At 66.8% G+C, this 12967-nt stretch carries 7 protein-coding genes and 1 tRNA gene; 3 read left to right on the top strand and 5 right to left on the bottom strand.

The genetic code is table 11. From position 1 onward, the window contains the following. On the bottom strand, positions 1 to 1677 hold the full coding sequence (argS, locus tag ACT3SZ_RS11595; protein WP_444618778.1) for an arginine--tRNA ligase: 1677 nt from the start codon (positions 1675 to 1677) through the stop codon (positions 1 to 3). A gap of 100 nt (positions 1678 to 1777) precedes the next feature. Between argS and ACT3SZ_RS11590 the strand changes: the two genes are divergently transcribed. Beyond that, positions 1778 to 1850 (top strand) — tRNA-Arg (locus tag ACT3SZ_RS11590). A 53-nt stretch (positions 1851 to 1903) separates the two neighbouring features. Here ACT3SZ_RS11590 and ACT3SZ_RS11585 read toward each other — a convergent pair. Genes ACT3SZ_RS11585 through ACT3SZ_RS11570 form a run of 4 tightly spaced genes read right to left on the bottom strand, consistent with a single transcriptional unit; the run spans position 1904 to position 10306 of the window. Continuing rightward, the gene (locus tag ACT3SZ_RS11585) at positions 1904 to 4606 is read right to left on the bottom strand and encodes an AAA family ATPase (RefSeq protein ID WP_444618776.1); all 2703 of its coding nucleotides are present in this window, start codon (positions 4604 to 4606) and stop codon (positions 1904 to 1906) included. A gap of 7 nt (positions 4607 to 4613) precedes the next feature. After that, positions 4614 to 5849: a metallophosphoesterase family protein gene (locus ACT3SZ_RS11580; protein WP_444618774.1), complete on the bottom strand. Its 1236-nt coding sequence runs from the start codon at positions 5847 to 5849 to the stop codon at positions 4614 to 4616. Positions 5850 to 5895: 46 nt separating this feature from the next. Continuing rightward, positions 5896 to 7119, bottom strand: a complete 1224-nt coding sequence (locus ACT3SZ_RS11575) for an SWIM zinc finger family protein (protein WP_444618772.1) — start codon at positions 7117 to 7119, stop codon at positions 5896 to 5898. Then, positions 7112 to 10306, bottom strand: a complete 3195-nt coding sequence (locus tag ACT3SZ_RS11570) for a DEAD/DEAH box helicase (protein ID WP_444618770.1) — start codon at positions 10304 to 10306, stop codon at positions 7112 to 7114. Before ACT3SZ_RS11570 ends, ACT3SZ_RS11575 begins: the two co-directional genes overlap by 8 nt. Before the next feature lie 242 nt (positions 10307 to 10548). Here ACT3SZ_RS11570 and putP point away from each other — a divergent pair, with 242 nt between their 5' ends. Beyond that, entirely contained in the window at positions 10549 to 12189 is a 1641-nt protein-coding gene (putP, locus tag ACT3SZ_RS11565) for a sodium/proline symporter PutP (RefSeq protein ID WP_444618768.1), read from the top strand. A gap of 104 nt (positions 12190 to 12293) precedes the next feature. Continuing rightward, a complete protein-coding gene (locus ACT3SZ_RS11560) occupies positions 12294 to 12965 on the top strand; it encodes an HNH endonuclease family protein (RefSeq protein ID WP_444618766.1) in 672 nt (223 codons plus the stop codon). Positions 12966 to 12967 lie beyond the last annotated feature (2 nt).

Raw genomic sequence — 12967 nt, 5'->3', positions numbered from 1 at the left:
TCACATCCTCTCCGGTGCGGAAACCCCGAGCAGGCCCAGGGCGTTGGCGAGTACACGTCGGGTGGCATCGGCCAGAGCCAGACGGGCCAGGAAGATCGCGGCGGTGTCGGCACCATTGGGCTCGTCCGACTTCGGCAGGACCTGGCAGGAGTCGTAGAAACGGTGGAAGGTGCCGGCGAGGTGCTCGGCGTACCGGGCGATGCGGTGCGGCTCGCGCAGCTCGGCGGCCGTGGCGACCACACCCGGGAATTCGCCCAGCGTGCGGATCAGATCCCCCTCGCGGTCGTGGTCGAGCAGTGAGAAGTCCAGCGTGGAGAGGTCCTCGGGGACCTCCACACCCAACGAGGTGGCCTTGCGCTGCAGCGAGCACAGGCGCGCGTGACCGTACTGCACGTAGTAGACCGGGTTGTCGCTGGTCTCGCTGGCCCACAGGCTCATGTCGATGTCCAGGGAGGAGTCCACCGAGGTGCGGATCAGCGCATAGCGGGCGGCGTCCACGCCGATCGCCTCGACGAGGTCATCGAGGGTGATCACGGTGCCGGCGCGCTTGGACATGCGCACGGCCTTGCCGTCCTGCACCAGGTTGACCATCTGGCCGATGAGGACCTCGACCTGGTCGGAGTCATAGCCCAGAGCCGAGGCCGCGGCCTTGAGCCGGGCGATGTAGCCGTGGTGATCGGCGCCGAGCATGTAGATGCACAGGTTGTGGCCGCGGTCGATCTTGTCGGCGATGTAGGCGATGTCGCCGGCGATGTAGGCGGCGTTGCCGTCGGACTTGATGACCACGCGGTCCTTGTCGTCACCGAACTCGGAGGACCGCAGCCACCAGGCACCCTCGGCCTCGTAGAGGTTGCCGTTGTCCTTCAGGGTGGCGATGGCCTTGTCCACCGCACCGGACTCGAACAGGGCGTTCTCGTGGAAGTACACGTCGAACTCGGTGCCGAACTCGGCGAGGGTGCGCTTGATGTGCGCGAACATCAGCTCCACGCCCTGGGAGCGGAAGATCTCCTGGATGGCGGCGTCGTCGTTGTCCGCCCAGTCCGGGGTGGCCTCGATGACCTGGTTGGCGATATCGGCGATGTACTCTCCGCCGTAACCGTCCTCGGGGGCCTTCTCGTTCTTCGCCGAGGCGACCAGCGACCGGGCAAACCGGTCGATCTGGGTGCCGTGGTCATTGAAGTAGTACTCGCGAGTCACCGCAGCACCGCGGGCGGCGAGGATGCGGCCCAGGGAGTCGCCGACTGCCGCCCAGCGGGTACCACCCAGGTGGATGGGGCCGGTGGGGTTGGCGGAGACGAACTCGAGGTTGATGCGCTGCTCGGCGTAGTCGTCGCCGGTGCCGTAGGAGTCGCCGGCGGTGATGATGTCGGCGACGAGCTTGCCCTGGGCGTCGGCGGCGAGCCGGATGTTGATGAAGCCGGGGCCGGCGATGGAAGCCTCGTCCACCCCGTCAACTGTTGCGAGCGCCTCGGCGAGCCAGGTACCGAGCTCGCGCGGGTTGGTGCCTGCCTTCTTCGCGGTCTGCAGTGCGATGTTGGTGGCGTAGTCGCCGTGCTCCGGGTTACGGGGACGTTCGACGGTGGCCAGTTCAGGCACGACGGCGGGGTCGAGATCATGGTCCGCCAGGACAGTGCGGGTGGTCTCGGTAATGATGGAGGCGAGTTCAGCTGGAGTCACAACCCACGAGAGTAACAAGTCCGGGGGTTGCGTCCGTGAATCGCGTCCCGTCCGGGGGTTTTGCGGTGGCGCGGATCGGCGGTGCTATAGTAGCCGCATTGCCTCCGTAGCTCAGGGGATAGAGCACTGGTTTCCGGTACCAGCGGTCGGACGTTCGAATCGTCTCGGGGGCACTCGCTATGCGGCCTGATCACTATCATTGATAGTGGTCAGGCCGCTTTTCGCGTCAGCCCTGGAGCTCCGCCATGGAGGTCACCGTGGCCCCGGGCACACTGTCGAACCGGGCGGGGTCACAGGTGAGCACGATGATCTGGTTGGTCCTGCCGAGCTGAGACAGCACCACGTTCATGCGCTGCACCCGCGCGGAGTCGGCGAAGCCGAGTGCATCGTCGATGACCACCGGTACGCCCTCCCCCTTGCCCACGATGTCAGCGACGGCAAGGCGGGACAGAATCGACAACTGCTCCCTGGCACCGCCGGACAACTGTGCAGCATCGAGGGCCGTGGAGTCCAGCACCCGGCGCGAGATGCGCAGGTCCTCGTCGAACTCGATGGTGACCGCCCGCCCGTAGAGGGTGCGGGCGAGTTTCTCTACCGAAGCCCGGTACGGGGCCTCGTAGCGACGCCGGGCATCGTCGCGCGCGGCCTGCACCGCCTGGTGGAGCGCATCGGCGGCCTGGGCCTGTCGGTTCACCCGGTCCTGGGTCCGACGGGCACGTTCCAGCCTGGAGGTGGCTACCTCCAGGCGTTCGGCGACGCCGCTGTGTTCGCCGAGTGCGCCATTGGCCCCGGAGATCTCGTGGCCGATGCGGTCGGCCCGGTCACGCAGTTTCGTGACCCGTGACTGGGCACCTTCGGCGAGGCCTTCGAGCGTGTCGAGGTCGCCGGCGCTGTGGTCGGTCTCCGCGAGCAGGGCGTCCAACTCCCCCTGTGCCGTGTCGACACCTTGATGGGCGAGAGTCACCTGCTCGCGCAGGTGGTCGTCACCGACCTCGGCGCGCATCTTCTCCAGCGCGGAGCCGATGGTGGTCACCCGGGCCTCGGCGCGGTCGCGCTCCTCGACCCGGCTGGTCAGGACGGCGACAGCCCCGGTGCGTGCCAGGGTGTCGAGATCCTCCCTGGTCTTCTCCGCCTGCGCCTCGGCCTCGTCGACCTGCCGAAGGATTGCATCGGTGGCGCTGCCCTCGGGCAAGGTCACCACCCCATCGGGGTCCTCCTCGGAGATGAGGTCGTGGGCCGTGGAGACCGCGGCATCCGCGGTGCGATAGTCCCGGTCGTTCTCCTCGGTCTTCTGACGAAGTTCCTCCAGCGACAGGCCACCGGTCGCCTGGCTCAGGGTGATCCGCAGTTCCCCGAGCGACTCCTGGAGCACCCGCCTGGCCTCGGCCCGGTCTGCCACGTCCTCGAGGTTCGTGACCCCTGCCTCGGCCAGAGCGGCACGGAGGGCTGCCTCCGCCCTCTCTACATCGGCGTCGAGGTCTCCGGCATCAACCGATCCGTCCTTTCCCCGGGCCGGGGTGACGTTGACCGTGACATCGCCAAATTCCAGTTCCCGCGGGGAGGTGACCCGCAGGCTTTCGGGAACCTCGGCGAGTTCTCGGTCGCTGCCGTCCACCCGAAATTGCGTACCCACAGGTCCACTGACCTCGACGAGTGTGGCCGAGGCATCCCGGATACCGAGCGCCCGGCGGCGCTCGGCCTCCGCCTGCCTGACCGTCGACTCCAATTCCGGTGTGACGGGGTTGTCGGCGAGGTTCTTACGGGTCTCCTCGATCTTCCGGGAGACGTCCTCAGCCTTCTCCTGCTGTTCCGCTAGTGCCTGACGGGTTTTTGCCACCTCCTCACGACGCTCGCTGGCACTGAGGTACCTGCCGTAGGCGGAGAGGGTGCGGGCACGCCGTCGATGTTCGGCCAGGGATTCTCTGAGCTCTGTTTCCCGTTGTCGTTCGCCATCGGCGGCCTCGGTCGCCGCGGTCACTGCCTCGGCGGCGGCATCGCGGACCGTGGTCGCCTCAGTCAGTTCCGTCACCCGGTCCTCACGAACCTGGAGGCGCTGCTCGGCCAGGTCCAATTCCTGGTTCGCCCTGGTCACGGCAAGGCTGTGCTCGTCGATCCGGCGCTGACGCTCGCGCCCCTTCTCCAGATCGGCGGCGGTGGACTGCGCCTCCGCACGTGCCGTCGGTTCCTGCCGTGCGATCTCGTCTTTCTCTGTGCGCAGGCGCTCGAGCTCGGTGATCAGCTTCTGCGCCTGGTCGTAGGCGTGCTCGGCGGTGCCGTGCTCCTCCAGTGCTACCGCCAGCTCGTCGTCCGCTGCTTTGAGCTCCTTCGACGCTCTCCCGCTCGGAGTGAAGTAACGGGACCGTTCAGCGGCGATGCGTTCAACCAGGGTCGAAGCCGCACCGATGTCACCCTGCTCCCCCGCTGCGGTGACCTGTACGCCGGTGTCCTCGGCCAGGGCCCGCTCCAGCGGGCCGAGCCCGGCGGCGGCCAGCTGGTCGAGACTCGCCCCCTGCTCCACGGTGAGTGCGTCCAACAGGTCGGTGTCGACCTCACCACGCAGGATCTCGGCGAAGCGATCGGAGGCCTCCCGTCCGGTCAGGCTCTCGGCACGCGGCGAACTCACCTGCAGTTCGCACCGTCCGGTTCCCTTGTTGTAGGCCTTGGTGAGATGCAACTCCATGTCCCCGACCACCATCTGCGCACTGATCGTGGTCGGCTCATCCACGCCCACGTCTTTGAGCGCCTTGACCTCCCGCTTACGTGAACTAGTGGGGGTGTCGTCGAGCAGCAGCCGGATTGCGCGCAGCAGGGTGGACTTGCCCACCTCATTGGGGCCGTGGACCACGAGTACCCCGTTGTCCGGGAACTCCAGATGGGCGTACTCGACTCCCGCCACATGTGACAGGGTCAGTGACCTGATATTCAGCATCGTCTTCCTAGTTCCCCTTCTGTGCGCTGAGTCGGTAGAGCAAGCGAAGCGCATCTTGGGCGGTCTCGTCCTCGTGGGCACCGCGGTCGGCGAGTTCCCTCGCTGCCACACCAACGACCCCTGGCCAATCCGCGCCGGCGAGCTCCTCATCACCGGGGACGACGTGCAGGTCCATCAACCGTTGACGTTCATACAGTGCAGCGAACGCCGGGCGAACCCGTTCCATCTCCTCGTCGAGCACCGCCGCGGTGGCCAGGTCGACGCTGCCGGTCAGCGCGTACTTCACCACGGTGGTGCGCTTCTCCGTCATCTCCTCGAGCCTGGCGATCCACTCCTCGACATCCTGCGGACCGTTGATGTGGGCAGACAACGCCTGGAACCGCCAGCGCCCGGTTGAGATCTCTTCGACCCCGATCGTGGACGCGGCCCGGCCGGCGTCTGCGGCAACATCTGGGGCAACGTCGACGATCAGCGCATAGCCCGAGCGGCCTTCGCCGCCGCCGTCTTCCTCACGGAAGTCGGTTACCTCAGGGCTGCCGGAGTACCAGACGGTCCCGTCCGGGTGCAGACACCCGACCGAGTGGGTGTCACCCAGGGCGAGGAAATTGATGATCCCCTCGCGGCATGCCTCTGCGGCAGCAGCGACGTCGATGACCGCGGGATCGCCGCCTGAGGTCCGTGACTGGGTGGCACCATGCCCGACGAGGATCCGCACCCCACCCGGCTGCCTCCCCGGCGCGCTGTCGTCGCCCGTATCGCCAGCCGTGTCGTCACCCGTGTCGTCAGACACCGACCCTGTCAGCGCCGCGGCCACCGGGTCGGTGCTCATGTACTTCGACAATAAGGGTGCTCCGAGGATCTCGGCGGGCACAGCGCTGTGGGCGACAGTGCGCGGACGAGAGTCGGTGAGCACCTGAACGGTCGGTGCCAGGTCGTCGAACTCCCGGGACCGGTAGACACTGGCCGCATCATAGGGGTCATGATTACCCGGCAGCAGGAACACCGGCACCGGGCTGCGCCTCAGGATGTCCACTGCTCGGCGCCACGTGACCGGGTCGACGAGGTTGTCGTCGAAGACGTCTCCGGCGACGACGACGGCACCACAGCCCCGCTCGCCAGCGGTGGTGAGCAGCCGTTCCACCGCGGCGAGGCGGGCCTCACGGTAGCGAGGCCCCGCCTCATCACCCAGGAACCACCGGTCCATGCCCAGCTGCCAGTCGGAGGTGTGCATGAACCGGAACACGCCATCCTCCGGTAGAGGGGGCAAGTTCACGGGTAGCGCCGCTGTCTCAGTCATGGTTCCCACTTCTATCATCCGGCCCGGACATCCACGGTTCGCGTTCGAACACCCGACCATCGGCACCGCGCGGACCGTCCTGCCCATAGGGCTCGCTGGGATCATCCAGCGCCGTAAGCGCCTCATAGCACCGGGTCAATGTGTCGAGGACGCGGAGCTGGTCGGCGTTGTTCCAGCTGAACTTTCGTAATGCCCTGTCCCTGGCCTGCGTATCCCCCAGGTCGAGACCGATCTCCATGTCCAGCGAGCCCCAGGACGGGAGGGCATCTGGGTCACCCCAGAACTCCGTCGGGGAGTACGTCGTGGTGTCTTCGGGCTGCTCAGCGGTGGCCTCACCTGCTGACTCACCTGCTTGATCGCCTGCTTCGCCGTCGCCTTCGCCGTCTCCACTGCGTTCGACACGCCCGGACACTCCTGTACCGGTGGCCCCCACGCCAGCTTCTGGCCCGTCTTCTCTGCCGCCGGTCTCTTCCGGCCAACCGTTCGGGGAGCCAAGTGATCCACCGGTGGCTGCCAGCAACTCCTCCACGTCGATACCGCGCCAGGCAAGGAACTCCCTGGGATCCTTGGCGAACCGGGCGGCGAGGGCATACGCGACGCAGACCCGGTGTTTGCAGAACTCTGCGAGATCGGGGCAGGTACAGAACGAGTCCATATAGTGCTCGACGCCGAAGAGCACGCTGGCCACGGTGGACGTCGGGCGCATACCCGCCAGCAGACGACGGACGTTGTCGGGCTGGTCGCCACACTCGCCGATGACGAAGTCGATCTGCCGCTGGGTCAGCGGGCGCCACCGGATCTGTACCTCGAAAGGTTCCAGCTGGGTACCGCTGACCAGGGCGTCGACTCGGCCAAGCTCGTAGTCGAGGCGTGAGGCGTGGCCACCACGGAAGTAGGTTCGTCCACGCGACAGTCGAGCCGCGTCGGCCTGAGCGGTGGCGGTACGCATGATCTCCTCGGCAGCCCACCCGTCCTTCGTGCTCCGGGGTTGCTCCGCATCCTTGGTATGCGCGGCCGAGGTACCTGCCGAGGCAGCAGCCGACTCGTCAGTACGCTTCACCGGTGACGTCGCCCCCGTCTGCCCCGAGCGTCCCGGCTTCTTCGCGGTCTTACGGCCGCGACTGAAGTCCGCGGACACCACGTTGTCGCCCCATTCGGGCTGCGGGATGCCGATCCTCGCCCGGGCCTTGCGACGTTCGTCCCAGCGGTCACTCATTGTTCTCCCCGTTCCCTTCGCTGTCGTCGGCCCGTCGGCGGGTGGCGGGCTCCGCCCGGTCGCTGCCGGCGGACGTCCTGTCCACCGTGGAACGCCTCAGCATCCAGAGCTCGGCGAGGTCGCCGTCATCCAACTTCGCAATCCACCCCTCACCGGTGGTGACGATGTCTCCTGCCAGCTCCCGTTTCGAACTGAGGATGTCGTTGATGCGTTCATCCAGGGTACCGACGGAGACGAGCTTGTGAACGGTGACCTCACGTCCCTGTCCGATACGGTAAGCCCGGTCCGTGGCCTGGTCCTCGACCGCCGGATTCCACCACCGGTCGATGTGCACCACCACGCTGGCGTGGGTCAGCGTGATGCCGGTTCCGCCCGCCCTGGTGGACAGGATCATCACCTTCGGCCCGTCGTCAGACTGGAAAGCGTCGACCATCCTCGTGCGCTCACCACGGCTGAGCCCCCCGTGCAGCACCGGGACACCGCCGTCGGCGAGAGCAGCGAAGTTGCGCTGCAACTCTGGGGCCAGCATCGCGCCGAAGGACGGGAACTGGGTGAACACCAGCACTTTCCGGTCGCTGGCCAATGCTTCCTCGACGATCTCAAACAGTCGCTCGACCTTCTTCGACCGGTGCCGACCGTTCTTCATCAACCCGGACCCGTCGCCGGTGAAGTGGGCTGGGTGGTTGCAGATCTGCTTGATGCGCACCAGCGCACCGAGGATGATCCCGCTGCGACCCTTGCCCTTCGCCTCGGCGATCCGACGCTCCAGGCTCGAGGTGTACGCCTCGTAGAGGGCCGCCTGTTCCTCGGTCAGCGGCACCTGGTCAATGATCTCGTGCTTGTCCGGGAGGTTCAGCCCCACCGCCGCATCGTCCTTCACCCGTCGCAGGATGAAAGGTTCCACCAGCCTGCGCAACTGATCGCGGCTGTCGTCGTTCTCGCCCTTCTCCGCTGGCATCGCCAACCGGTTCTGGAAGGCCTGGGCACTGCCCAGAATCCCCGGGTTGCAAAAGTTGAGGATCGAATGCAGCTCGGAAAGGCGGTTCTCCACCGGGGTACCGGTCAATGCCAGCCGGTGGCCGGCGGGGATCAGGCCCACCGCCCGGCTCTGCGCGGTACCGGGGTTCTTGATGTTCTGCGCCTCATCGGCGACGACCCGACCCCAGGTCAACAGACCATAGCGGGCGGCATTGCGTGCCACGGTGCCGTAGGTCGTGAGCACGATGTCATTGGACGTGGCGCGCTCCACGAAGTCCTTCTCGGCGACCTTCCGGGAACCGTGATCGACCAGCACCGACAGTCCCGGGACGTGGCGCTCCACCTCCGCGCGCCAGGTGTCGAGCACCGAGGTCGGCGCGATGACCAACGTCGGCCCTTCGGCTTCGCCCGCCTCACGCTCCCAGGCCAACAGGCTCAGGACCTGCAGGGTCTTGCCCAGTCCCATATCGTCGGCGAGGATGGCACCGATGCGGTGCCGGAACATCCACACCAGCCAGTTGAGGCCACGGCGTTGGTGGTCGCGCAGCGTCGTCTGCACCATCGCCGGCACGTCGACGAGCTCGGGTGGGGCCAGAGCAGGGCGGCCCTCGTCCTTCCACGGATTCGGGAAGAAGGAGCGGACGAGCCGGTCGAGCCAGCCTTCCGCGTCGACCGTGATCTCCTCCATGCCCGGGCCACCCTCGGCCAGGGAGTCCAGCTCCGCGTCGACGAGGTCGACGAGGGTGAGCTGTGCGTCCTGCTCCCCGTCCCCGGACGCAGCGCCGGACGCAGCCTCCGCCGCCGCGTCCCGCAGCCGGGCGAAGTAGTTGCGCGCGGCGTTCAGGGAGTTAGTGTCCAGCCGGACGTAGCGGCCATGGAGCTCCACCATCGACGAGGCGCTGTTCATCAGCTCCTCCATCGTCTCGGCGCTGAGCTCCTCCCCGTCGACGGCGATCGACCAGTCGAAGGACAGCACCTGGTCCAGCCCCATCTTCCCCGAACCGGGGCCCTGACCGACCGGGGTGACCTTCACCCGCACATCCGGACGCACCCGCGACCATGCTCTTGGCACGAGCACCTCGATGCCGTTGGCGGACAGAGCCTGGACACCCTCCCCCAGCAGCCTTTCCACCTGGGAGGTGTCCAGCGCCAGGTAGACGGCACGGTCTTTCTCCGGCCGTCCGGTCAGCGACTCCGAGGGCGGGAACCACAGTTTGGTGCGCAGCCATGCCTCGGCAGCCGCGGTGTACTCCCGCAACTCCGGCCAGGCCCGATACGCCTGGTCGAGCCCGGTGCGCAATGTCTGCCGTACCGATCCGGTGGCCTCGGCGGCCTTGATCGGTTGGGCGGGTCCGTCGTCCACGGACAACCTGACCTCCACCCGCCAGCACTGCCCGGCCTCGCTCCCTGCGACCTTGTCACGGCCCGGCCCCACCGAGTTGGCCAGGCTGTCCGGCTCCTCCAGGGACAGCACCAGTCGGGTGGACGCCTCACGCGCCGAGGCCCGCCAGGTATTCAACAACTCCGCGATCCCGGAGTTGGCTCGCTTGTCGGCCTCCCCCGTGACCAATGCGTGGAGGAAATGGTTCTCCGGGACTCCCCCGACCAATTCCATCCGGTCTTCCAACAGCCGCACGCACATCCAGTGCACCAGCTCATCGGCGGCGCGCAGCAGCACGTCCGGCCCCCCATTGAGGGTGAGCACCGCCGGAGCACTCGCCTGGAACTCGCGGACCACCGGATTGTGGTCGCCGCTGGTCGACAGACACCAGGTGGGGAACCAGTGACCGTCGGCAAACTGCATCTTCGTCATCACCCGACCGGCATGGACCGCCTCCAGGAGGAGCTCGTAGAGGCGGACGAGCCACAACGACTCCGGGCTCAGCCCCTCCACCGACCCCGCCGAGCCCGTCGAGCCCGTCGACCGCAGATAGCGGGACAGTCCGCCGAGCACGCTCAAGGCCTGTTCGGGTGTGTAACCCTGGGTGGGCAGGTCGAGCGCCAGCACCTTGCCCTTCGGCGTCGCGACCTGCACCGCGTCCCGGCGGCGCAGCGGGCGGGCCGTCATCAACTCGTACAGCGGATCGGGCAGCGCCCCCTCGACGATGTCGGACGCGTCGACAACGGCAGCGTGCCCCTCGACACGTTCCGCCCAGACGTGGAGGCCCTGGCCGTTCAGCCAGAGGAGATGAACCTGGTAGTCAGTCACTCCCCTTGTGTACCACGGGGCCCGGACTTGGAATCCACGCGTGCACCCAAACAGTCGAACATCGGGTCCACCGAGTCGATCCTGGCAGAAACCTGGCGAGAACATTCGGATAATTTGGCTGTCTGGCTGGATATCGAGGTGCGGACATGGAACCCTGATGGGGTGCCGCCTCCCCACCCAGTGGGGTGGCGACTGCTAATTCTGAACGATCAACCGCTACCACCTACTTGAGGAGGCCAACGGTGAGTGAACAAACCTGGTTCATTATCGCCATGGTGATCTATCTAGCTGTGATGCTCGGCATCGGAGTCTGGAGTTTCACCAAGACAGACAAGTACGAGGACTACATGGTCGGAGGCCGCGGCCTCCACCCGTTCGTCGCCGCACTGTCCGCCGGCGCATCCGACATGTCCGGCTGGCTGCTGATGGGCCTGCCCGGCGCACTGTTCATGTCAGGTTTCTCCGAAATCTGGATGGGCGTCGGGCTGCTGATCGGTTGCTGGCTGAACTGGAAACTGGTCGCGCCCCGGCTGCGTAGTTACACCGAGGTGTCGAATAACTCGATCACCGTCCCGTCGTTCTTCGAGAACCGTCTGCGCGACAACAGCCACACGCTGCGTGTCGTCGCCGGCATCATCATCCTGGTGTTCTTCGTCTTCTACGTGTCCTCCGGCATGGTCGCCGGTGGCCGTTACTTCCAGTCCAGCTTCGACGGTGACTACCTCACCGGCCTGGCCATCATCGGCGCCGTCACCGTGGTCTACACCTTCGTTGGTGGCTTCCTCGCGGTGTCCTACACCGACGTGGTCCAGGGCTCGATGATGTTCCTGGCGCTGATCCTGGTGCCGGTGTTCGCGATCATCTCGCTGGACAACCCGGGCGACATCTTCACCTACCAGCTCGACAACGACTACGGTTCCATGGCCGACAACGCGGCGAACGCCGTCGGTGCGAACTCGAACTTCTACAACCTGTTCCAGTTCAATGACACGACCACCTGGGCCGCGTTCATCATCATCATCTCGAACCTCGCCTGGGGACTCGGCTACTTCGGCCAGCCCCACATCGTGGTGCGCTTCATGGCCATGCGTAAGCCGTCCGACGCCGTCGCCGGCCGTCGCTGGGGTGTCAGCTGGATGTTCCTGTGCCTCATCGGCGCGGTGTTCATCGCCATGACCGCCCCGGTCTTCTTCGCCCAGACCTCGGAGGCCATGTTCTCTGACACGGCGAACTACGAGACCAACTTCCTGGACATGGCCAAGGTGCTCTTCCACCCGCTGGTCGCCGGCCTGATCCTCACCGCCGTGCTGGCCGCGATCATGTCCACGGTCTCCTCGCAGCTGCTCGTGGTCGCCTCCGCTCTGGTGGAGGACATCTACGCGGGCATGATCAACAAGAACGCCTCCGATACGCTGCTGAAGAACCTGTCGCGTGCCATGGTCGTCATCGTGGCGATCATCGCCGCGCTCATCGCCCTGGATCCGGATTCGGCGATCCTCGGCCTGGTCGAGTTCGCCTGGGCTGGCTTCGGTGCGGCCTTCGGACCGGTCATCGTGGCATCGCTGTACTGGCGTCGACTCAACGCCCAGGGTGCCGCGGCCGGTATGATCGCCGGCGCGTTGGTCGCCTTCATCTGGGGTGGCCTGCCGCAGTTCGGTGTCATGGACAAGCCCTTCGGCCTGTACGAGATGATCCCGGGCGTGGCGCTGAACATCATCCTGATGGTCACCGTCACCCTGGCCACCAAGGCCCCCTCCAAGGAGATCACCGACGAGTTCGACGAGGCCCTGCGCTTCGCCCAGCTCACCGTCGACAACGACGATGTCGACCTCGAGGCCGCTCGTGCCAAGGTCGAGGCAGAGTCTGCCGAGGGCAAGCTCTAGCAGTGATCTACCCCAAGGCCTGACCCCCGGGATCTGATCCGCGCCCCGCGCGGATCTGCCCCGGACGGGAACCTCCGGACCGGCCGGGGGAGTCTCTCTTCACCATGAGACTCCCCCGGCCGGTTTCGTCGTTCCCGCCGCTGTTCCTCGCCGGTGCCCTGCTGGGCGCCAGCGTGCTGGTGCCCTCCGGGAGGACGCAGGACGCCCCGGCGTCCGCCGACCGCGCGGCGGTGGCGGCGGCGCTCGAGGACCTGCGCACGGTACCGCGCCGCGTCCACGTGCTCGGTTACTCCCGCGACCATTTCGGCGGGTGGTCCCAGCAGTACAGCGACGGGGTCGGGTGCAGCACCCGGAACCTCGTCCTCCTGGACGCCTTCGCCGACCACTCCCCCGGTACGACCGGCTCCTGCGCCGTCGCGACCGGTGAGACCACCGACGTGTACACCGGCGAACCCCTCACCCCCGGGGACGTGGAGATCGACCACGTAGTGCCGCTCTCAGCGGCCTGGGACCACGGGGCATGGGGATGGGAGCGCTCGGCACGCGTGGCCTTCGCCAATGACCGTGACCTCAACCTCTTGGCTGTCTCCGGTGCGGCGAACCAGGCGAAGAGCGACGGGACGCTGGGTGAATGGCTCCCCCAGACGGCAAAAGCCGGCTCCCTCTCGGGAGCCGGCTGTGCGTATGCCGCGCGCTATCTCGCGGTGAGCCTGAACTACCAGCTCACTGTCAGTGCCGCGGACGCGGACACGGCACGACAGGTGTGCGGTCTGTGACC

Origin of the sequence: Corynebacterium sp. AOP40-9SA-29, from assembly GCF_052377405.1 — a bacterium.
Classification (GTDB): Bacteria; Actinomycetota; Actinomycetes; order Mycobacteriales; family Mycobacteriaceae; genus Corynebacterium.
This window is presented reverse-complemented; position numbering and strand designations above follow the sequence as displayed.